Source organism: Arthrobacter sp. 05N428_2 (assembly GCF_056397065.1).
In genome coordinates this window covers 96,100-117,737 of record NZ_JBFTMR010000010.1, presented here as the reverse complement: position 1 = coordinate 117,737, position 21,638 = coordinate 96,100, and the positions used below count along the sequence as shown (strand labels likewise).

At 67.9% G+C, this 21,638-nt stretch carries 19 protein-coding genes; 6 read left to right on the top strand and 13 right to left on the bottom strand.

Annotated elements, in window-relative coordinates:
- Positions 1-55 precede the first annotated feature (55 nt).
- The 6 genes from AC1DGI_RS12775 to pdhA form a co-directional block, all read right to left on the bottom strand.
- The gene (locus AC1DGI_RS12775; protein WP_476899108.1) at positions 56-790 is read right to left on the bottom strand and encodes a GAF and ANTAR domain-containing protein; all 735 of its coding nucleotides are present in this window, start codon (positions 788-790) and stop codon (positions 56-58) included.
- Between the two features lie 16 nt (positions 791-806).
- Positions 807-2,192: a MinD/ParA family ATP-binding protein gene (locus AC1DGI_RS12770; RefSeq protein ID WP_476899107.1), complete on the bottom strand. Its 1,386-nt coding sequence runs from the start codon at positions 2,190-2,192 to the stop codon at positions 807-809.
- 123 nt (positions 2,193-2,315) lie between these two features.
- Positions 2,316-3,131: an MBL fold metallo-hydrolase gene (locus AC1DGI_RS12765; RefSeq protein WP_441403158.1), complete on the bottom strand. Its 816-nt coding sequence runs from the start codon at positions 3,129-3,131 to the stop codon at positions 2,316-2,318.
- Between the two features lie 73 nt (positions 3,132-3,204).
- On the bottom strand, positions 3,205-4,752 hold the full coding sequence (locus AC1DGI_RS12760; protein WP_476899106.1) for a dihydrolipoamide acetyltransferase family protein: 1,548 nt from the start codon (positions 4,750-4,752) through the stop codon (positions 3,205-3,207).
- Between the two features lie 2 nt (positions 4,753-4,754).
- Complete coding sequence (locus tag AC1DGI_RS12755) at positions 4,755-5,867, bottom strand: alpha-ketoacid dehydrogenase subunit beta (RefSeq protein WP_476899105.1); 1,113 nt, start codon at positions 5,865-5,867, stop codon at positions 4,755-4,757.
- Complete coding sequence (pdhA, locus tag AC1DGI_RS12750) at positions 5,864-7,078, bottom strand: pyruvate dehydrogenase (acetyl-transferring) E1 component subunit alpha (RefSeq protein WP_476899104.1); 1,215 nt, start codon at positions 7,076-7,078, stop codon at positions 5,864-5,866. Before pdhA ends, AC1DGI_RS12755 begins: the two co-directional genes overlap by 4 nt.
- A 159-nt stretch (positions 7,079-7,237) precedes the next feature.
- Here pdhA and AC1DGI_RS12745 point away from each other — a divergent pair, with 159 nt between their 5' ends.
- Positions 7,238-7,699 carry an Lrp/AsnC family transcriptional regulator gene (locus AC1DGI_RS12745; protein WP_476899103.1) on the top strand — a complete coding sequence of 154 codons (462 nt, stop codon included), beginning with the start codon at positions 7,238-7,240 and terminating at the stop codon, positions 7,697-7,699.
- A gap of 46 nt (positions 7,700-7,745) precedes the next feature.
- Here AC1DGI_RS12745 and AC1DGI_RS12740 read toward each other — a convergent pair whose 3' ends face one another.
- The 6 genes from AC1DGI_RS12740 to paaA are packed head-to-tail and all read right to left on the bottom strand — an operon-like array spanning position 7,746 to position 12,646.
- Positions 7,746-8,525: an enoyl-CoA hydratase/isomerase family protein gene (locus AC1DGI_RS12740; RefSeq protein WP_476899102.1), complete on the bottom strand. Its 780-nt coding sequence runs from the start codon at positions 8,523-8,525 to the stop codon at positions 7,746-7,748.
- A 38-nt stretch (positions 8,526-8,563) separates the two neighbouring features.
- The gene (paaE, locus tag AC1DGI_RS12735) at positions 8,564-9,790 is read right to left on the bottom strand and encodes a 1,2-phenylacetyl-CoA epoxidase subunit PaaE (protein ID WP_476899101.1); all 1,227 of its coding nucleotides are present in this window, start codon (positions 9,788-9,790) and stop codon (positions 8,564-8,566) included.
- Between the two features lie 15 nt (positions 9,791-9,805).
- A complete protein-coding gene (gene paaD, locus AC1DGI_RS12730; RefSeq protein ID WP_441401310.1) occupies positions 9,806-10,378 on the bottom strand; it encodes a 1,2-phenylacetyl-CoA epoxidase subunit PaaD in 573 nt (190 codons plus the stop codon).
- A gap of 2 nt (positions 10,379-10,380) precedes the next feature.
- The gene (paaC, locus tag AC1DGI_RS12725; protein ID WP_476899100.1) at positions 10,381-11,304 is read right to left on the bottom strand and encodes a 1,2-phenylacetyl-CoA epoxidase subunit PaaC; all 924 of its coding nucleotides are present in this window, start codon (positions 11,302-11,304) and stop codon (positions 10,381-10,383) included.
- Positions 11,301-11,606, bottom strand: coding sequence for a 1,2-phenylacetyl-CoA epoxidase subunit PaaB (gene paaB / locus AC1DGI_RS12720; RefSeq protein WP_136321706.1), 306 nt, complete (start codon positions 11,604-11,606; stop codon positions 11,301-11,303). Before paaB ends, paaC begins: the two co-directional genes overlap by 4 nt.
- Positions 11,603-12,646 carry a 1,2-phenylacetyl-CoA epoxidase subunit PaaA gene (paaA, locus tag AC1DGI_RS12715; protein WP_476899099.1) on the bottom strand — a complete coding sequence of 348 codons (1,044 nt, stop codon included), beginning with the start codon at positions 12,644-12,646 and terminating at the stop codon, positions 11,603-11,605. Before paaA ends, paaB begins: the two co-directional genes overlap by 4 nt.
- A 443-nt stretch (positions 12,647-13,089) precedes the next feature.
- Here paaA and AC1DGI_RS12710 point away from each other — a divergent pair, with 443 nt between their 5' ends.
- The 5 genes from AC1DGI_RS12710 (at position 13,090) to AC1DGI_RS12690 (ending at position 20,865) form a co-directional block, all read left to right on the top strand.
- Entirely contained in the window at positions 13,090-14,085 is a 996-nt protein-coding gene (locus AC1DGI_RS12710) for an LCP family protein (RefSeq protein ID WP_476899098.1), read from the top strand.
- A gap of 70 nt (positions 14,086-14,155) precedes the next feature.
- Positions 14,156-15,211 carry an LCP family protein gene (locus AC1DGI_RS12705; protein ID WP_476899097.1) on the top strand — a complete coding sequence of 352 codons (1,056 nt, stop codon included), beginning with the start codon at positions 14,156-14,158 and terminating at the stop codon, positions 15,209-15,211.
- A 56-nt stretch (positions 15,212-15,267) separates the two neighbouring features.
- Positions 15,268-17,484 carry a S9 family peptidase gene (locus AC1DGI_RS12700; RefSeq protein WP_476899096.1) on the top strand — a complete coding sequence of 739 codons (2,217 nt, stop codon included), beginning with the start codon at positions 15,268-15,270 and terminating at the stop codon, positions 17,482-17,484.
- A gap of 182 nt (positions 17,485-17,666) precedes the next feature.
- Positions 17,667-18,425, top strand: a complete 759-nt coding sequence (locus AC1DGI_RS12695; RefSeq protein ID WP_476899095.1) for a peptidoglycan-binding protein — start codon at positions 17,667-17,669, stop codon at positions 18,423-18,425.
- Positions 18,426-18,432: 7 nt separating this feature from the next.
- Positions 18,433-20,865, top strand: coding sequence for a hypothetical protein (locus tag AC1DGI_RS12690; RefSeq protein ID WP_476899094.1), 2,433 nt, complete (start codon positions 18,433-18,435; stop codon positions 20,863-20,865).
- A gap of 98 nt (positions 20,866-20,963) precedes the next feature.
- Here AC1DGI_RS12690 and AC1DGI_RS12685 read toward each other — a convergent pair whose 3' ends face one another.
- Positions 20,964-21,539 carry a GNAT family N-acetyltransferase gene (locus tag AC1DGI_RS12685; protein ID WP_441401984.1) on the bottom strand — a complete coding sequence of 192 codons (576 nt, stop codon included), beginning with the start codon at positions 21,537-21,539 and terminating at the stop codon, positions 20,964-20,966.
- Positions 21,540-21,638 lie beyond the last annotated feature (99 nt).

Sequence of the window (21,638 nt, the reverse complement as noted above, 5' to 3'; positions counted from 1 at the left end):
TATGGCCGCCAGCTGTTCACACAGCCGTTGCCACCTGGTGGAGCTGGCGGGAGGGTCAGCCGTCGAAGTGGGTACGGATGTCCTGGCCGGTGAGGTTCTTCAGCACGTCCGCGGCGACGTCGCGGAGTTTCTGGTTCCGGTTGCTGGAGACCCTGGTCAGGATGCTCATCGCTTCGTCCTGCGAGCACCGGTTCTGCGCCATCACGACGCCGCAGGCCAAGTCGATGGTGGTGCGGTGTTCCATCGCTGCCTGAAGGTCTTCGGCGCGGGACTGGGCGGTGCCGATTCGCACGGCGAGGCGCAGCGCGCGCCCGGCCAGGTCGGCGAATCCGGCCGCCTCGGCCACGATGGGCGCCGTGAAGACGCCGGTAGCGGAGGCGAAAAAGTTCAGCGCGGCCGCCGACTCCTCGCCAATTTCCAGCGGGACGCCGAGGGTGCTGCGGCAGCCGTGGACGGCGAGCTGTTGCTGGTATTCGGGCCAGCGCGGATCAGTGTCGACGTTGGCGAGGAGCACAATCCCGCGGGTCCGCAACGCCTCGATGCAGGGGCCCTCGCCTAAACTCTGCTCGATCCGGTCCAGCATCACCGCGTTGTTGCTGCTGCCGGCAACGGTCATGGTCTTCTTCCGGCGCTGAAGCGTCACGCCGCATTCGATGTCCGCGCCGACGGAATGGCTCAGCGTCGCCGCGGAGAATTCCGAGAGGCGTTGAAGGAAGTCTTCGACGTTTTCGGTGTCTGCAATTAGGTCCTGCAGCTGGACAGCGGCGTCGTCTCCGGCGTACTTGCTCATGGCCTAAATGTAGTCCCTAGACGTATCCGTCGACGATCGCGGCGGCGATCTCCCGGTACGCCCGGCGGGTTTCGGGCCGCAGCGCATCGAGCGTGACCAAATCGCCGTCGGCTACTCCCCGGTCGTGCGGAACGGCGATCAGTTGGCGGCAGATGCCGGAGAGGTGGTCCTCGATGGCGTCCTTGTCCACGCGTGAGGAGACTTCGTCCTTGTCCGTGATGACCACGACGGCGTTGCGCGCCAGGTCCTCGTAGCCGTGGCCGGCGAGCCAGTGCAGGGTGCTCCGGGCCCGCTTTGCGCCGCTTACGGCGTAGCCGGCCGCGATGATCAGGTTGTCGGCGGACTGCAGGATCCCGCTCATGGCGTTGTGCGTGACGCCGGTGCCGCAGTCGGTCAGGGCCACTGAGTAGTACCCGGAGATGAGCTTGCGGATGCGCAGGTATTCCTCCGCGGTGAGCGAATCGGACACCTCCGGATCCTGTTCCCCGGCGATCAGGTGCAGCCGTCCGGCGTGGTGCATGTAGCGGGCCAGACCGGTCAACGACTCGATGGAGTCGACGTTGCGGAGCAGGTCGCTGATGGTCCGCGGCGCCTGCCGCTGGTAGATACCCTCGCCGAGGGCACGCTCCACGAGGTCGCCCGAGTCGGGGTTGGCGTCGATGGCGCAGGGCGGGTCGCCGCGGTATTCGGCCAGGGTCAATCCGACGCCGACGGTGGTGGAAGTCTTCCCGATGCCGCCCTTGAGGCTCAGCACAGCCGTGTTATAGCTGCCCTGGAGCTGGCGGGAGATCCGGCGCGCCAGCTCGTCCTCTTCGCGTTGCCGGGCGCTCGGGCCCAGGTTCAGGCCGCCGCCCGTCATCTTGTAGAGGGCCCCCCGGAATCCGCCAACGGGCCGCGGCTTTTGTTCCCGGACAAAGAGGCCCGGCGAGCTGATGAAGTCCGGGACCGGAGCGTTCGCCAGGGCGGCGGACCGGCTCGCTGAGCGGGTGGCGCGGGTGGGCAGCGGGGGAACGACGGCGGGTGCGGAGTCGGGCAGGTGCGCTTCCTCCGGCGCCACCGGGGCAGACGTCGGCGGGGCGGCAGGCGGCCGCGGGGCGGCAGGCTGCTGAGGGGCGGGCGGCGCCTGGACGATCACCGGGGTGGTTCCGGTGGCCGGGTTCCCAAAGCGCTCATCGGCGGCCTCCGCGGCCTGGGCCCAGGAGCTGCTGCGCGGTGGCGCCGGGCGGGAAGGGGGTTCAGTGGTTTCCGCGGTGGCGCTGCGGGGGTTGACGACCGGCATGGTTCCTGTCCGGACAGCCTCATCTGGACCGTCGGCGCGACGCAAATCGCGGCGACGGCGAAGTTCAGGCTGTCCTGAGTTTTCAGCAGTGGCGGCTGAGTTGTCTTCCACCGGTTCGGGCATGTTTTGGTTTCTCCCCCAGGACTCACAGCGGAGCACGCTGCGGCGCTTGTTGTGACTTCTTTCAAAGGGCAAGTCTAGGCGAAGTAGTGAGCACCCTTATCTTCGGGTCTTTCGGTTCCCGGTTCAGTGGTGGGCGCCGGTCTCCTTGAGCCGCTTGATGAACCAGCGCGATTGCTCCGGGCCGTAAGGCAGGATCGGGATGGCCTTGGTGGCGTCGTTCGGCGTCTCCCGGGTAGCCTGCGTTGCCTGCCGGACGGCCGTGCTCATGGTGTTGGCCATGGTCTTGACGAACTCGTCGCTGCAGGGTTCGCCGTGGCCGGGGATCAGGAATTCGTAGCGGTGCCGCAGCGCGGAAATATGCCGCAGGGCGTCGGCCCATTCTTCCGGGAAGGAGTCTTCGAAGGACGGGTGGGATCCTTGTTCCACGAGATCGCCCGCATACAGCGTGGTTGCCGTGCCCACCAGGAGGTCGCCGTCGGTGTGCCCGCGTCCAAGGTAGAACAGGGTTGCGGTTTGGCTGCCCAGATCCACCAGCACCGGCTGGTCCCGGACGATTGCGTTCGGCACCACGAGCTCCACGGCGTCGCCGTCGCCCGCGGCCATTTCCGGTTCCGCGGCCGCCACGAGGTGGCGTTGGGCGTCGCCGTTGCCCTCGATGTCCGCGGCGCAGTTTTGGTGCCCCCAGAACTCGGTCACGCCGTCGTCGGCGAAAACGGCGTTGCCGAAGAAGTGGTCATAGTGGGCGTGCGAGTTGACCACCACCAGCGGCAGTTGCGTCTTTTCCCGCACGGCGTCCAGGATCTCACGGCCCTGCCGGGGCCCGCCGCCGGTGTCGATCACCATGGCCCGTTCGGTGCCGACAACCAGCCCGGTGTTGAGCAGGGATCCTTGGGTGGTCAGCACGTAGTTGTCCTGGCCGACCTCGAGCCATCGTGACATGAAATCTCCGTAGTCCGGCACGGCGCCGGCATGGTTGGTGCGATGTTCAGGCCTCGATTCTACCCAGCGGGCCTTAGAGATCCGCCAGCACCGACCCCGGGTTTTCGATCGCGTCGGCGACAAAGCGCAGGAATCCGCCGGCGGTTCCGCCGTCGCAGACACGGTGGTCGAAGGTGAGGGTTAGCTCGGTGACCTTGCGGACGGCGAGCTCGCCGTGGACCACCCACGGCTTGTCGATGATGCGGCCGACACCGAGGATGCCCACCTCGGGGTGGTTGATGATGGCCGCGGAACCGTCGACGCCGAAGACGCCATAGTTGTTCAGCGTGAAGGTGCCGCTGCCCAGTTCCGCGGGCGTCGCCTTGCCCTCGCGGACGACGGCGGTGAGCCGCCGGATCTCAGCGTCCAGTTCCCGGGCGCTGAGTTTGTCCGCGTTGCGCACCGAGGGGACCATGAGTCCCCGGCCGGTCTGGGCGGCGAAGCCGAGGTTGACCCCGTCGAAGGCCACGATCTCCTGGCTGGCGCCGCCGGTGGTGTCCTCGGTGGTGACGATCCGGGAGTTCAGTTCGGGGAATTTCTTGAGCCCTGCGGTGACAAACCGGGCGATGAACGCCAGCAGTCCCGGGGTGTGCTGCGGATCGGATTTTTTCAGCGCGGAGCGCAGTTCCACGAGCGCCGTGGCGTCCACGTCCACCCACACGGTGGCTTCGGGAATCTCCGACCGGCTGCGGCTCATGTTGGCGGCAACGGCCTTGCGCACACCCCGCACCGGGGTCCGCGCGGAGATACCGAGGCCTGTCCGTGCGTCCGTGCCGCCAGCCTGGGCCGGAGCCGCAACGGGGGCGGCAGCTGGTGTCTCCGGGCGCTCAACCTCCGAGGGCTTGATGGCGGCCTCGACGTCGCGCCGCATGATCAGCCCGCTGGTGCCCGACCCCTGAAGTTCCCCCAGATCCACCCCATGGTCCCGGGCCATCCGCCGGACCAACGGAGAAATCACAGCCCCCAGCTTCCCCGGAACCCGTGTCCGCATCAGCAAAAGATCGTCGGCAGCCTTCTCCGCCTCCGAAACCTGCACCGACCCCCGCTTCGGAGCCCGACTCCGCCGAGCAACCCCGTGCCCGCCCGGAGTCCCATACCCAATCAACACATTCCCGGACCCAGCCTTCTCCTCCTCCCGGTAAACCTCGGCGGCAACAGCGGCCGGCGACTCAGCATCAGGCGACACGCCCGCGGACGCCGCCGACGCAGGCAATGCCGCCCCGGGAGTGGCTTCGGGCCTGCCTGAGCCGGCAGCATCGTCCGAAGGACGAATGCTGTCCGGCGAGGGGGCGGGGGCGGCATTGCCTGTGGGGGCGCCACCAGCGCCGGCGGCGGCGCCAAGCGGAGTAACAGAGATCAGCGGCTTGCCGACGTCGAGCGTCTGCCCGGGCTCGCCGTGCAGCACGGCAACGGTGCCGGCGTACGGGGAGGGGACTTCGACCATGGACTTGGCGGTCTCCACCTCGGCGATCGGCTGGTCGACCCGGATCTCATCGCCCACGGCGACGAGCCAGTTGACCAGTTCGGCCTCGGTCAGGCCTTCGCCGAGGTCCGGGAGGCGGAATACTTTCGGTTCGCTCATGGTCAGTCTTCCCACTGGAGGTCGTCGACGGCGTCGAGGATGCGGTCCACGCCGGGGAGGTAGTAGTGCTCAAGTTTCGGGGCCGGATACGGCACGTCGAAGCCGGTGACGCGGCGGATCGGGGCGGCGAGGTGGTGGAAGCAGCGTTCCTGGACCCGGGCGACGATTTCCGAGGCCACCGACGCGAAGCCGTGGGCCTCGGCGATGACGACGGCGCGGCCGGTCTTGCGGACCGAAGCGCAGACCGTTTCGTCGTCGAACGGCACGATCGAGCGGACATCGATCACTTCGAGCGAGCGGCCTTCCTCGGCGGCCGCAGCAGCGGCGGCGAGCGCCGTCGGAACCGACGGGCCGTAGGCGATCAGCGTGGCGTCGGTGCCGGGCCGGGCGACGGCGGCGCGGCCTTCGGAGGATGTGCCGCGTGCGGTGTTGGCCGCGTGTTCGGCCCGGAGTGCCTCGAGGTCCACCTGGTCCTTGGACCAGTAGAGCTTCTTGGGCTCCATGAACATCACCGGGTCATCCGAGTCAATGGCCTCGCGCAGCATCCGGTAACCGTCGGCCACGGTGGCGGGGGTGAAGACCTTGAGCCCTGCGGTGTGGGCGTAGTAGGCCTCGGAGGAGTCACAGTGGTGTTCCACTCCCCCGATGCCGCCGGCATAGGGGACGCGGATGACGATGGGCAGCTTCACGGTGCCCTTGGTGCGGTTGTGCATCTTGGCGACGTGGCTGACAATCTGCTCGAACGCGGGGTAGGCAAAGGCGTCGAACTGCATCTCGATGACCGGTCGCATGCCGTTCATGGCCATGCCCACGGCCATGCCCACAATGCCGGACTCGGCCAGCGGGGTGTCGAAGCAGCGGCTGGTTCCGAAGGTCCGGGTCAGCCCGTCGGTGATCCGGAAGACCCCGCCGAGCATGCCGACGTCCTCGCCGAAGACCAGGACCGACTCATCGGCGTGCATGGCGTCGGCCAGTGCGGTGTTGAGTGCCTTGGCCAGCGTGACGGACTGCGGGCCGGTCTTCTCGGCCGCAACTGCGGCCTGGGCAGCCGCTCGGGCCGTGGCAGCGCTGACGTTGCCGTTCGCCTCGGAGGAGGTGGTGATGGTGGGGCTCATTTCGCGGCCTCTTCCCGGGAGAGCTCGTCGGCGAGCATGTCGGACTGTTCCTTCAACTGTGGCGTCGGGGTGGAGAAGACGTACTGGAAGAGGTCCTGCGGGTCGACCGGGACGTCCTCGCCCAGGCCCTCGCGCAGCTGAGTGGCCACGGTTTCCGCCTTTTCGGCGATCCGGGCGGCGCCGTCGTCGTCGAGCAGGCCGCGTTCCGTCAGGTAGGTCTTCACCCTGCTCAGCGGATCCTTGGCCACCCATTCGGCGACTTCGCTGTCCTGACGGTAGCGGGTGGCGTCGTCGGCGTTGGTGTGGGCCTGCATCCGGTAGGTGTGGGCTTCCACCAGGAGCGGGCCGGAGCCCTCCCGTGCCAGCTTCACAGCCCGACCGAGGACGGCGAGCAGCGCGACGATGTCGTTGCCGTCGACGCGCTCACCGGCCATGCCGTAGCCGACGGCTTTGTGTGCGAGCGACGGCGCGACCGACTGGTGCGCGAGCGGCACGGAGATGGCGTATTGGTTGTTCTGGACGAAGAAGACCACGGGGAGGTGGAACACGGCGGCGAAGTTGAGCGCCTCGTGGAAGTCGCCTTCGCTGGTCGCACCATCGCCGCACATGGCCAGGACCACGGTGTCCTCGCCGCGCAGTTTGGCCGCATGCGCGACGCCGACGGCGTGGAGCAGCTGGGTGGTCAGCGGCGTGCACTGGATGCCGACTTTGTGCTTGGCCGGGTCGTACCCGCCGTGCCAGTCGCCGCGGAACAGCGTCATGGTCTGGACCGGATCCACGCCGCGGGCCATCACGGCCACCGAATCACGGTAGGTGGGGAACATCCAGTCGCCGTCGGACAAGCAGAGCGCTGCTGCGACCTGGCAGGCCTCCTGGCCGTGGCTGGACGGGTAGACGGCCATCCGGCCCTGCCGCACCAGGGCGGAGTTCTGGTCGTTGACGCGGCGCCCGATGACGAGCTGCTCGTAGGCGGCCATCAGTTCGGCGTCGTCCGGGAGGTTGTACTCGTGGCCGGGCTGGGCGCCCTGCTCGGTATGCGGGTTCAGGGCGCCGTCCGGGCCGACGATCTGGATGGGGTGCCGGGCCGGCAGCATGTAGTCCTCGACCGTGATGCCGAACTTGCGCACGGCGTCGCCGGCGGCGTTTTCGGCGGGGGCGGTGTTTTCCGCCGCCGCGGGCTGCTGCGCAGTGTGGTCTGCGGAGATCGTCATTGGTCCGTCCTTCATTAGCCACTATTCGCTCCCAGTATGGGCCCGGACGTTGTTTCGTATCCAGCCCCGCCCGCAATCATGGAGAAGCCACGGATATTGCCCTAATCTGGAAGACGAAATGTAAACGTGAGCTGGATTACCGGCGGGGGTTGTAGACAAATGGCAGAGGACGACGCCGGACAGGCGGTGCCGCTGGACGACGTGGACCGGAATATCATCGCGGAGTTGACCCGGGACGGGCGCATGTCGGTGACCCAGGTGGCCGAGAACGTGCACATTTCCCGCGCGCATGCCTACACACGGATTGCCCGACTGACCGGCGAGGGGGTCCTGACCAAGTTCACGGCGCTTGTGGATCCGATCAAGGCCGGGTTGAAGTCGTCCGCCTACGTCACCCTCAAGGTGCGCCAGCAGTCCTGGCGGGAACTGCGGGAGCTGCTCCGCGCGATTCCCGAGGTGCACCACATCGCCCTGGTGGGCGGGGACTTTGACGTCATTCTGCTGGTCCGTGCGGTGGACAATATTGACCTGCGCCGGGTGATCTTCGACCAGTTGCAGTCGATGCCGGGCGTCCTGGACACCCAGACGTTCCTGGTCTTCGAAGACGTGGATACGCGCTAGCAGGACCGGCCAGGTGACGAACAACCTCAGCCTGACCTCGAGTGCGTTACCCCTTAAAAACCGGGCTGCGCTTTTCCTGGAAGGCCAGGAACCCCTCTGCGTAGTCCTCGCTCTTGCAGAGTCGGGCCTGCTCGGCGTTTTCCTGCTCCATGGACTCCCAGAGGCCAAGCCGCTGGTCGCGGATGTGGGCCACCAGCTCCTTGCTGGCGTTGAACGCGCCGGTGGCGCCGGTGGCAACCTTGGCGACGATGCCGCGCGTCGTCGCGAGTAGGTCCTCCGCGGGCATGGCCCGGCTGAACAGCCCCTGCGCCACGGCCTCCGTGCCGCTCATCAGCTCGGCCGTGTAAATCAGGTCGAGGGTGCGGTGCATTCCGAGCCGTTCGGTGAAGTACCAGTGGCCGCCGGAATCCAGGGTGGCGCCCAGCTTGGCGAAGGGCGAACCGAACTTGGCCGTGTCCGCCACGTACACGACGTCGGTGGCCAGGAGGAGTCCCAGACCCACCCCGAGGCACGCGCCCTGCGCCGCGGCGAAGGTGGGTGCGGGAAAGGAGCTCATCTTCTGCAGCAGCGGCTGGACCAGCCCGCCCAGGTAGCCCTGGACGTCGTCGTTCGCCGGGGTCACGCCGGCGATGTCCCGGCCGGCGCAGAACGCGCGGCCCTCACCGCGGAGCAGCAGTGCGCGCACCTCGCCGCGGGAGGCGGCGTCCGCCGCGTCGTCGTACGCCTGTGCCAAATCCCGCAGCGCCTGCTCGTCGAGCGAGTTCAGTTTTTGCGGTGCGTCCAGGACGATCTCGGCGACGCCGTCGGCGATGGTCAGGGAAATCATGCGGCTCCTAGGGTTGGTGCGGGCGGGCGTCGAAAAGCTTAGACGTCGAAGTCGACGGTGACTTCGGGCGTGGTGGGGTGGGACTGGCAGGTCAGCACGTAGCCCTTGTCCAGTTCGTCCTGCTCCAGCGCGTAGTTCTCGTCCATGGTGACCGAGCCGGTGACCACCTTGGCGCGGCAGGTGCCGCAGACGCCGCCGGCGCAGGCGAAGGGCACGTCCGGGCGGACCCGCAGGGCGGCGTTGAGGATCGATTCGCGAGCATGCGTGGGGCTGGCTACTTCACCCTGCAGGCCGTCGAGCTTGAAGGTGATCTTGTACGTTTCCTTCGACTCGTCCGCGACCACGGGCCGGCCGATGTTGCCCTCGGGACGGTCAGGCTTGCCGGAGGTGAACAGTTCGAAGCGGATGTGTTCCGGCTTGACGCCGCGCGCCGCGAGGGTGTCCCGGCACAGCTGGACCAGTTCGAACGGCCCGCACAGGAACCACTCGTCGACGTCGTCGCTGTGGATCGCGGTGCCCAGCAGCGCCTGCAGCTTCTCGGCGTCGATCCGGCCGCTCAGCAGCGGTGCGATCCGCTGCTCGCGGGAGAGCACGTGGTGCAGGGCGAGCCGGGACGGGTACTTGTCTTTGAGGTCCGCGAGTTCTTCGAGGAACATCACGTCCATCGCGGCCTTGTTCGCGTAGACCAGGTCGAAGCGGGTCTCGGGGTGGGCCGCGAGCAGCGTCCGGGCGATCGCGATCACCGGGGTGATGCCGGATCCGGCCGCGATGGCGACGAAGTTGCCGGCCGTGCCCGCCAGGGCTTCCGGGTCGTTCATGGACGTCATCACGTTCTGCTCGACGTCCTGGCCGTCCCGCCCGTGCTTGGACACGAACGCACCCATCGGGCTCATCACGTCCAGCACATCGCCGGCCTTGAGCTCGGCGTTGGCCCAGGTGGAGAAGAGGCCGCCCAGGTCCTTCTTGATGGCGACGCGGATTTCGCTGCTGCCATCGGCGAAGCTGCGGGGTTCGGCGCAAATGGAGTAGCTGCGCCGGATTTCCTTCGGCTCGCCGTTCTCGTCCGGCAGGGTGGTGCGCAGGGCGACGTACTGTCCCGGCAGGTAGTCGAACTGACCCGCCAGCGCGGTGGGAACGCCGAAGGTGACCTCGATCGCGTCGTCGGTGAGGCGGCGGACCTCGTCCACCGCCAAGGGGTGGAAGGACGCACGACGGCGGCCGGTCGCGGTGGCCGCCTCGGCGGCGGTCTGGCGGACAACAGTCATGGGAGCACCTGTTCCTTACAAAACTTTGAAATAGTCGAACGGTTCCTTGCAGTCCTGGCAGACGTAGAGCGCCTTGCAGGAGGTGGAGCCGAAGCGGGTGAGTTCCTTGGTGTTCAGCGAGGAACACTGCGGGCATTTGACGGCGAGGGACAGCCGGACCGGACCGGAATGGCCGCCGGCCGCGGACCTGCCCGACGGCGGCGCAATCCCGTACTCCTGCAGCTTGGCCTTGCCGGCCTCGCTCATCCAGTCCGTGGTCCAGGCCGGGGAGAGGACCAGTTCGACGTCGACGCGGGGGTAGCCTTCACGGGCGAACGCCGTCGTCAGGTCGTCGCGGATGGCGTCCATGGCCGGGCAGCCCGAGTAGGTCGGCGTGATGGTGATCTGCACGGCGGGAACCATGCCGCCGTCGTCGGCACCCGGTTCCTTGGTGACCCTGACTTCGCGCAGGATTCCGAGGTCCTCGATGGTGAGGACCGGAATCTCCGGGTCGCAGACCGTGGCGGCGAGTTCCCAGGCCTTCTGTTCCGCAGTCCTCTGCTCCCCGGCCGCCGTGGCGGTGGGGTGGCTGACATACATCTCCGGCATGGTTACCAGCTCGCGCCGGGGAATTCGCGGGCCAGGACCTGCATCTCGGCGAGGAGGTAGCCCAAGTGCTCGGAGTGGAGTCCGCGGCGGCCGCCTCCCGGGGCGGCCCGGACCTGCGGAACGTCCAGTTCCGCCTCGGCCAGGACCTCGCCGGTGAGCCGGTCGAAGTCGGCCCGCAGGCTGGACGGCTCGACGGCGGCGCCAGCTTCCGTGAGGCGGCCGGTGAGCTCGTCGTCGCGGAACAGTTCGTCGACGTAGGGCCAAATGACCTTGAAGCCATGGATCATTTTCTCGCGGGACTCGTCCGTGCCGAGCGCCAGGCGCAGCACCCACTGGGCGCTGTGGTCGCGGTGGTAGTCCACTTCCTTGACGGCCTTGGCGGCGATGCCGGCCAGGGTGGCGTCGGTGGACTCGGCCAGCCGGCGGTACAGCTCGAACTGGTAGTAGCTCACGACAAACTGGCGGGCGATGGTGACCGCGAAATCGCCGTTGGGCTGTTCGAAGATCTGGACGGAGCGGAACTCCGGTTCGCGGCGGAAGTAGGCCAGCTCGTCTTCGGTCCTGCCGTCAACGCCGCCGGCGTAGCTCAGGAAGGAGCGGGCGTGGCCCAGCTGGTCCAGCGCGATGTTGCCCAGCGCGATGTCCTCTTCGAGCTCCGGTGCGCGGGAAATCCAGTGGCCCAGGCGCTGCGCCAGGATCAGGGCGTCATCGCCCAGGCGCAGGGCGAACTCGGCGACGTCCGCGCTCGGCTTGGCGGTGCCGCGGCTGACGGCCAGGGCGATGTCCTCCGGGCGGAGCGCGTTGCCGGGGGTGATGCGGGTGGCGCTGGCCGTGGCTTCGCCGCTGTTGCCGGCCCCGGCGACGCCGACGGAGATGTCCCCGTGGCCGCCGTCGTGGGTGCTTGTATCGGTTTCGGGGGTGCTCACAGGTGCTTCACGCCCTCGCTCTTGGTGTAATAGGTCGCGTGCCGGTAGTCCTTGCCCTGCGGCGATTCAAAGAACGCGCCCTTGGAATCCGGGTCGGACGAGGCGATCGCGTCCGCGGGGACCACCCAGATGGAGACGCCTTCGTTGCGGCGGGTGTAAAGGTCACGGGCGTTGCGCAGGGCCATGGCGGCATCCGGAGCGTGCAGGGACCCGGCGTGAACGTGGGAAAGGCCGCGGCTGGAGCGGACGAAGACTTCCCAGATGGGCCAGACGTTACCTGCGTGCGGTTCGGGGGTGGTCATGCTGCAACTTCCTTGTCTGCTTGCTTCTTGGCCTGCTTTTCGGCGTAGGCCGCTGCGGCCTCACGTACCCAGGCGCCGTTCTGGTGGGCTTCGCGGCGGCGCTCCAGGCGCTGCGCGTTGCAGGGGCCGCGGCCGGCCAGGACCTCGTGGAACTCATCCCAGTCGAGCGGACCGTGCTCCCACTTCTTCGTTTCCTCGTTGAAGCGGATGTCCTTGTCCGGCAGGGTGAGTTCCAGGACCTTGACCTGTTCCATCATCATGCCGACGAAGCGGTTGCGGAGCTCGTCGTTGCTGAAGCGCTTGATGTTCCAGGCCATGGACTGCTTGGAGTTGGGTGAGTCGTCATCCGGCGGGCCGAACATCATCAGGGCCGGGGCGTACCAGCGGTTCACGGCGTCCTGGGCCATCTGCTTCTGCTCCGGCGTGCCGTGCGAGAGTTCCAGCAGGATTTCGAAGCCCTGGCGCTGGTGGAAGGATTCTTCCTTGCAGACGCGGACCATGGCACGGCCGTACGGGCCGAACGAGGCGCGGCAGAGCGGCACCTGGTTGGCGATCGCGGCGCCGTCGACCATCCAGCCGATGGCGCCCATGTCCGCCCAGGTCCGGGCCGGGTAGTTGAAGATGGAGGAGTACTTGGCCTTGCCGTCCATCAGGTCCTGCATCATGGCATCGCGCGGCTGGCCGAGGGTCTCGGCGGCGGAGTAAAGGTAGAGCCCGTGCCCGGCCTCGTCCTGGACCTTGGCCATCAGGATGGCTTTGCGCTTCAGACTCGGCGCGCGGGAAATCCAGTTGGCCTCCGGCTGCATGCCGATGATCTCCGAGTGCGCGTGCTGTGAGACCTGGCGCAGCAGGGTCTTGCGGTAGGCCGGGGGCATCCAGTCACGGGGCTCGATCCGGGAATCCTCCGCCATGACCTTGTCGAAGTAGGCCTGTCCCTCGGCGTCACGGCGGGCCGCGTCCTCGGGGCTCATTTCGTGCCTGTTCTCGTGCCGGGCCGGCGATGGCTCGGCGGGCACTGACTGCAGGGTCTGCGATGCCATGGTTGCTCCTATGCGTTTCCGATAAATAATTACCGACCGTTCGTTCAGGATATGCGGAAGGCCGGAAAAGAGTCAAGCACTCGCGGCTCTCGGTCGGCTCGGATTCCCGAACTATCTGGACGTGCCCTCCGCCCTGGATGGCAATTGGGCACAATGCCCATTGGCCCACCCATCGCCGTGAAGATGGAGCATGCCCCGTCGTCGTGCGACCCATACCGCATCCTGGGGCGCAGGCGCCTTCGGAGTCGGCCGGCAGCCGTGGGTCGCCCCAGCCCCCCACCCCCACCTTGCGGGCCTAGTGCGGCGGTTGCCGTCCGCTAGGTAGAATCCGGACACTGCCCACTCAATTCGAGGAAACTATGACCCGTCCCCAGGACACCGCGCCCGCTGATGCCGAGGCAACCCAGCCTGGGCCAGCACCCAAAAAACATCGGGGCCGTAAGTTGCTGCTCGGCGTAGGTGTCCTGGTGATCGTGGCGGCTGTCATTGCAGGTGGCTACCTCTTCAACCTGGCGCGGACGTTCGACACCAACAGCACCAAGATCGAGCAGGCGTTCCCGGCCGAGTCCACCCGGCCCGAGAAAGCGCCGACCGCTCAGGGGGCTGGCGGTAAGGCGCCCGTTAATATCCTGCTGATGGGCAGCGACAGCCGCGGCGCTACCGAGGCCGATGCGGAACAGGGCGTCGCGACTGACCAGCGTGCAGACACCCTCATGCTGGTACACATCCCGGCCGACCGGAAGAACATCTACACCATGTCCGTAATGCGCGACCTCTGGGTAGATATCCCCGGCCACGGCCAAGCCAAGATCAACGCGGCACTGGCCCTCGGCGGGACGCCCCTGATGGTGCAAACCATCGAATCCATCTTTAAGCAGCGCATTGATCATGTAGCCATGGTGGACTTCCAGGGCTTCAAAGGCCTCACAGATGCCCTGGGCGGCGTCTCCGTGGACATCAAGGTGCCCTTCGCGTCGAGCCACCTCAAGGGACATTACTTCCAGGCCGGCCCGAACACCCTCAACGGTGACGAGGCGCTGGCCTTCGTCAGGGAACGCTACGCCTATGCGGATGGCGACTACCAGCGGGTCCGGAACCAGCAGGACTACCTCAAGTCCGTCATTAAGAAGTCAACCGATGGTCAGACGCTGTCCAACCCGGTCACCATCAATAACCTGGTGGGCGCACTATCTCCGTATGTCAGCGTGGACAAGTCCCTGGATGCGGCAACGTTGGCTGGACTCGCGCTGGAGCTGAAGGACGTCAGGGCACAGAACACCGTCATGTTCACGCTTCCCACGGCGGGTACCGGAACCTCCGGCGACGGACAATCGATTGTGTTGCCCCTCCAAGCCGCCATCGGGCACATTTCGGAAGCCCTTAGCTCAGACTCGCTGGGCACCTACGTGAACCAGAACAACTTCCAAAACGGCAACTGATCCGGCGACGGGGACCTGAACGGGACAGAAACCTCTATCACCGGCAAGCACCGCGTGCTAGCTTCCGCGGATGGGGAACGCGCCGGAGCCTGAAGAACACGCCGACACTGCGAGCCGGAGCCGGCGGCGCAAGCTGGCCACGGCGGTGGCAGCCGCCCTGCTGGTCCTCGCCGTCGCCGCTGCCGTATTCCTGCTGAACCGGCCGCGTCCCGAAACCCCGGCCCCGGCAGCTCCCCCTACCGTTCCCAGCACGGCCCCTACACCGAACGCCACGCCCACCCCCACGCCGGAACCGCCGCCGGCGGACCTGAACATCCTGCTGATCGGCAGCGACAGCCGCGTCAACGCACGGGCCGAGGCCGCTGCCGGCGATGCCTCCGACCAGCGCGGGGACACCCTCGTCTTCATCCACCTGCCGGCCGACAGGCAAAGGGTCTACGGCATTTCGATCATGCGCGACCTCTGGGTGGATATCCCAGGCTACGGCGGGGCGAAGGTCAACGCTGCCCTGGAAATCGGCGGGGTCCCGCTGGAAACCCGGACGGTGGAGTCGCTGCTCGGCACGCACATTGACCACACCGTCACGGTCGATTTCGAGGGCTTCGCCGCGCTGACGGACGCCGTTGGCGGGATCGACGTCGACGTGCAACTGCCGTTCACTTCCACGCTTGAGTCCGGACACTACTTTCCACCAGGCGTGAACCGGCTCAACGGCGCCCTGGCGCTCGATTTCGTCCGCGAGCGCAAGGCCTTCGCCGATGGTGACTACCAGCGGGTCCGGGACCAGCAGACTTTCCTCAAGGCCGTGCTGGCCAAGGCCGTGGGCGGCGGCGTCCTGGCCGACCGCGCCTCCGCCCGCGCCTTCGTCACCGGGGTGCTTCCGCATGTGTCGGTCACCCCGGGACTGACCTTGGAGACCCTGGAGCGGCTTGCCTTCAGCCTGCGGGCCGTGCCGCCCGGGAACGGCACGTTCTTCACCCTTCCGACGGCGGGAACCGGCACCAGCACCGACGGGCAGTCGATTGTCCTGCAGGACCAGGCCGCCACCGCCGAGGTGGCCGCCGCGTTGTCCGCCGGCACCCTGGCCGATTACATCGCCTCCCATAACCTGCAGAATGGGAACTGAGGCGCGCCCGTCATCGTCCCGCCCTCGGTGACTGCGCTCCCCGGTAGATTGGGTCCATGACGCAGACTCCCGTGCAGCCCTCCCCGCAGCCCCCCGTCGCCAAGAAGGTTCCCGCCCTCCGGACCCACCACGGCGACGTCTTCGAGGACAACTACGAGTGGCTGCGGGACAAGGAATCCGCCGAGGTCGTGGACCTGCTGAAAGCCGAGAACGCCTACCAGGAGGCCGTCACGGCCCACCAGGAACCGCTGCGCGAGGCCATCTTCCAGGAAATCAAGGGCCGCACCCAGGAAACAGACCTCTCCGTACCGCACCGCAAGGACGGCTGGTGGTACTACACCCGCTCGGTCGAGGGCAAGGAATACGGCATCCAGTGCCGCGTCCGCGCCCAGGACAGCGAGGACCGCGTGGCCGACTGGACACCCCCCGCCGTCGAGGTCGGCGTGGACATCCCCGGCGAGGAGGTGCTCCTGGACGGCAACGTCGAAGCCGAAGGCCAGCCCTTCTTCGCCGTCGGCGGCTCCGCGGTGACCATCGACGGGAACCTGTACGCCTACGCCGTGGACAACGCCGGCGACGAACGGTTCACGCTCCACATCAAGGACCTCCGCACCGGCGAGCTGCTGCCGGATGTGATCGAGAACGTCTTCTACGGCATCTCCTTCTCGCCCGACGGCGGCCGCATCTTCTACACCGTGGTGGACGCGTCCTGGCGCCCGTACCAGGTGAAGGCGCACGTACTGGGCACACCGGTCACCGAGGATGAGGTGATTTACCAGGAGGACGACGTCGCCATGTGGCTGGGCTTCGAGCTCTCCGCGGACCGCCGCCACCTCGTGCTGGGCATTGGCTGCTCCGAGTTCAGCGAGACCCGGCTGCTGCGCTTCGACGCCCCCGACGCCGGGCTGGCCACCGTGATACCCCGCTCCGAGCGACTCCTCTACGAGGCCGAACCGTTCCTGCTGACCGACGCTTCGGGGCAGCCGAGGGAGACCCTCCTGCTGACCCACAACAAGGACGCCATCAACTCGATGGTCTCGCTCGTGGACCCGGCTGAGCTGGCCAAACCCGTCGCCGAGCAGCACTGGCGGACCGTCGTCGAGCATTCCGAGCAGGTGCGGGTGAACGGCGCCGGCGTCACAGCCACGCACCTGGTGCTGTCCATCCGCAAGGACACGATCGAACGCGTGCAGGTCCTCCCCCTGGGCGGCCTGGGCACGCCCGAGCAGGGGGCCGCCGTGGAGCCCGCGTTTGACGAGGAGCTGTACACGTCCGGCGTTGCCGGTTCCGACTACGAAGCGCCCGTGATCCGGATGGGTTACACCTCCTATTTCACGCCGTCACGGGTCTACGATTTTGTCCTGCCGACGGCGGAGCTGCCCGCCGGCGAGCTGCTGCTGCGCAAGGAAAGCCCCGTACTGGGCGGCTACTCGCCGTCCGACTACGTCGCCACCCGGGAATGGGCGGTGGCCGACGACGGGACCCGCGTCCCGCTGTCGGTGCTCCGGCACGCCTCGGTGCGGCAGGATTCGACGGCAGCGGGCCTGGTCTACGGCTACGGCTCCTACGAGATGAGCATGGACCCCGGCTTCGGCATTCCCCGGCTGTCCCTGTTGGACCGCGGCGTCGTGTTCGTGATCGCCCATATCCGCGGCGGCGGCGAACTGGGCCGGCACTGGTACGACGACGGTAAGAAACTGCACAAGAAGAACACCTTCACGGACTTCATCGCCGCCACCGACTGGCTCGCCGGATCCGGCTGGGTGGCCCCGGACCGGATCGCGGCCATGGGCGGCTCCGCCGGCGGCCTGCTGATGGGCGCCGTGGCCAACCTGGCACCGGAAAAGTACGCAGCGATCGTCGCGGCGGTCCCGTTCGTGGACGCCCTGACTACAATCCTGGATCCTGAACTGCCGCTCTCGGCGCTGGAGTGGGAGGAGTGGGGCAACCCGATCACCGACCCGGAGGTGTACGCCTACATGAAGTCGTACACCCCGTATGAAAACGTCCGGGCGGCGGCCTACCCGAAGATCGCGGCGGTCACCTCGTTCAATGACACCCGCGTCCTCTATGTGGAGCCCGCCAAGTGGGTGCAGCGGCTGCGCGAGCTGAACACCGGCAGCGAGCCAATCGTCATGAAGATCGAAATGGAGGGCGGCCACGGCGGCGCGTCCGGCCGCTACGTGCAGTGGAAGGAACGCGCCTGGGACTACGCGTTCGTCGCCGACTCCCTCGGCGCCACGGAGCTGCTGCCGGGCGCCGGGCTGAAGTAGCCCGCCGGTCCGCTGCTCCGTAACGGCCCTTTTGGAGTCCCATAAGGGCCGTTACGGAGCAACCGGCGAGCAGGGGGTGCCAATTAATGATCATCATGCTTACTATTGACCGTCACTAGGCACATTCAGGTGGAGACTGCTCACTGGGGGCAGCAGAAACCGTGCCGGAATTGGAGTCTATTGTGAGCAGCGAACAGGAACTGGCCCCGCTCAGCGACGATGAACTGATGGCCGAGGGTGCCACGGCCCTCCCCGACAAGGAAGTTGCCTCTGTCCTGGACCTGAACGCCGATCTGAACCTCGGCATCAGCGCCGCAGCACCGATCGATCTCGGCGTCGCAGCCAACGCCAACGTCGCGGCACCGATTGACGCGGGTGCGTCGGCCAACGTCCTCTCCTTCGGATCCGAATCCCAGGCGCTCGCCGACCAGGGCACCCTCATCAACCAGGGCATCACCGGTGACGCCACCGCACATTCCGTGCAGGACAGCGGCATCGACCAGGGGACCGCGGCCCCCGCCACGGACACCACGACCCCGGCCGCCGCCGCTCCCGCGACGACGGACCCGGCCACCGCAGGCGCTGCGGCGACCATCCCGGCCGGCACCACCGGCGGCTCGGCCCTCCCCGGCAGCGTGCTGCCGGCCGGTAGCACCCCGGACCTCGGCGCGGCCACCGCCGGCGCCGCGGGCGCCCTCAACGGCAACCTGCTCAACGTCAACGTCAACCTGGATGCCAACGCCGGCATCGCCGCACCCATCAATGGTGCTGTGGCTGCCAACGCCAACGTCGCCGCGCCGATCGATGCCGCCGTCGGCGCCAACATCGGCTCCATCGACAGCAACGCCTACGCTGTCGCCCACCAGGACGCCATCATCAACCAGGACATCCACGGCAACGCCACCTCCGGCGCCGAGCAGCAGTCCACCCTGAAGCAGTAGCCAGTCAATGACTAATGTGCAAGGCGGGCCGTCCAGGCAGGACGGCCCGCCTTCGGCCCCTGCCCCGGACGCTGCGGCTACAGCTCCCTCCACCTTGCCGCCGCCGGCGCTCGCCGACGGCGTCCAGCTGATCGGCGAGACCAAGGGGTCAGGCTACAAGCAGGCCCCCTCCCTGGTCCGGCGTGCCGACGGCCAGACCATCCAGCTGACCCGGCTGCTGTACTTGGTGCTTGAAGCCGTGGACGGTCGCCGCGGTTTGGAGGAAATCGCGGACCACGCCGGCAGCGCTTTCGGCAAGCGGGTCAGTGCGGAGAACGTCCGGACGTTGATCGACACCCAGCTCCTCCCGCTGGGCCTGCTGCGGCTGGCCGACGGCTCTCAGCCCGAGGTCCGCAAGGCCAATCCGCTCCTTGGCATGCGGTTCCGCTACTCCGTCACGGACCCGGGACGCACCCGGAAAATCACCGCGCCGTTCGCCACGCTGTTCAACCCGCTGATCGTCGTCTTGGTCACGGCCGCGTTCCTCGCCACCTGCTGGTGGGTGCTGATGGTCAAGGGCCTCGCCTCGGCGACGCATGAGGCGTTCGCCAACCCCGGTCTGGTGCTGCTGATCTTCCTGGTCACCGTCCTGTCGGCCGGCTTCCACGAGTTCGGCCATGCCGCCGCCGCCCGCCGCGGGGGCGCGACCCCGGGCGCCATGGGCACCGGCCTTTACCTGATGTGGCCGGCGTTTTACACGGACGTCACGGATTCCTACCGGCTGGGCCGGGGCGGCCGGATCCGCACCGATCTGGGCGGCCTCTACTTCAACGCGATCGTCGCCGTGGCCATCATGGGCATCTGGTGGGTCACCGGGTTCGACGCGCTCCTGCTGGTGGTGGTCACCCAGATCCTGCAGATGGTCCGGCAGCTGATGCCGATGGTCCGCTTCGACGGGTACCACATCCTCGCGGACGCCACCGGCGTGCCCGACCTGTTCCAGCGCATCAAGCCGACCCTGCTGGCCCTGATCCCCTGGCGCAAGGCGGACCCGCAGGCGCAGCTGCTCAAGCCCTGGGCCCGCGCCGTCGTCACGGCTTGGGTCCTGGTCACCGTGCCCCTGCTGGTCTTCAGCCTGGCCACCATGGTCCTCACCCTCCCGCGCGTCGTCGGCACCGCCTGGGACAACGGCCAAAAGCAGCAGGCCATGCTCTCCCACAGCGTGGCCACAGGCGATTTTGCCGATGCTGCCGTGCGGCTGCTCGCGCTGATCTGCATCGCCCTGCCGGTAGCCGGCATCTTCTACATCCTGGTCCGTCTGGGGCGGCAGTTCGCGACCGGGCTGTGGCAGAAGACCAAGGGCAAGGCCTGGCAGCGCGGCGTCGCCATGGCTGCCATCGCGGCGGTCACCGCCGGCCTCGCGTGGGCCTGGTGGCCCGGAGCCGAGACCTACCGGCCGGTCCAGCCCTACGAACGCGGGACGCTGGCCGACGCCACCACCACGATTTTCCCGACGGCAGCAGGGCACGACCTGAAGCAGGGCCAGGCCGGGCGGACCGTGGCGCTGTGGCCGCAGGGGGCCCGCAAGCCCACCCGGGAAGAGCCGCAGCTGAGCATGGTCCTGGTCCCGCGGGCCTCCTCGGCGACGCCCGCGGCGTCCGGCACCGCGACCGCCGCGCCGTCGTGGGTGTTTCCCTTCGACAAACCGGCCGCGCCCGAGGATGGCGGCAACCAGTCGCTCGCGGTCAACACCACGGACGGCTCCGTGGTCTACGACGTCGCCTTCGCCTTGGTCTGGGCCGAGGACGGGCAGGATGTCCGCAACCGTAACGAGGCTTACGCCTTCGCCAGCTGCAAGGACTGCGCCGCCGTCGCGGTGGGGTTCCAGGTGGTCCTGATTGTGGGACAGGCCAATGTGGTGGTCCCGGAGAACCTCTCCGCAGCCGCTAACTACAACTGCGTCCGCTGCCTCACCTATGCCCTGGCCCGCCAGCTGGTCCTCACGCTGGACGGGCCGCTGAGCCCGGAGGGGATGTCCAGGCTCAACGCGTTGTGGCAGCAGATCGCGGACTACGGCCGGAACCTGCAAAACGTCCCGCTCTCGGAGATCGAGGGCAAACTGAACGGATTCAGGGACCAGATCATGGAGATCGTCCGAACCGATCCCAGCGCCACCCCCGGCGGGCCCGGCGCTGCTCCCGCCACGACGGGCAGCTCGCCGGGAGCCAGTCCGACTGCTACCCAGGGTGCGACGGGCTCTGCGCCGCAACCCACTCAGGGCGGGACCGCTGCGACCGTCCCCGCGGGTCCTGCACCGGATGCCCCGTCCGCCCCGCCCGCCACGTCCCCCGGGACGGCACCGTCCGAATCGCCGCCCGCCGCACCCCCGGGTCCTGCCACCGCGCCGGCCCCCGGACCGACGTCGGCCGCTCCCACGGCCACGGCCCCGCCGGCGCCGTAAGCCGAGGTCGGGCGGGTGCGCCCCGCCGGGCAAGATAACGTCCGACCTACCGTTCGCCGAAGATGGCCGCTATCGGAGTACCGTAGCGGCCATCGTCGTCATTCCGGCGAGTCCTTGGCGGACATCCGCGCCTTCCATTCGTCGGCGAGGATCGCGTAGACCACTTCGGTGGCCCACTGGCCCTTGTAATGCCATTTGTCCAGCTGGGTGGACTCCAGCCGCATGCCGAGGCGCTCGCACAGCGCGGCGGAGGGGGTGTTGAGGGCGTCGAGTTTGGCGTCGATCCGGTGGAATCCCAGGTCTTCGAAGCCGAGCTTCAGCATCGCAGCGGCCGCCTCGCTCGCGATCCCCTTCCCGCGGGCCCCCGGTGCCAGGCTCCAGCCGATCTCGGCCTGGCCGCAGCCGGGCAGCCACTTGAGCACCACTTCGCCGAGCAGCCCGGGCGAGTCCGCGGCCTCGATGGCCAGACAGATCCAGTCCCCCTCCTTCTCGAACGCGAAGTTGGCGTACTTCCCGACGGACTCCATGGACTGGGTGTAGCTTTTGGCTTCCCGGGGCAGGAACCGGGCGGTTTCCGGAAGCGAGTGGTAGCCGTGGAAGGCGTCCAGGTCCGCGGCCTCGAAGCGGCGCAGCACCAAACGCCGGGTGCGGAGCGGCAGGTTCAGTTCGGTCATGTCCCCAGCCTAGGACCCGCTTCCGGGTCGGTTGCTCCCCACCGGCCCCCTCCCCTCGCAAGCTCGGTCAGGGAACCCTGCCGGCGTGGGCCCAGCAAC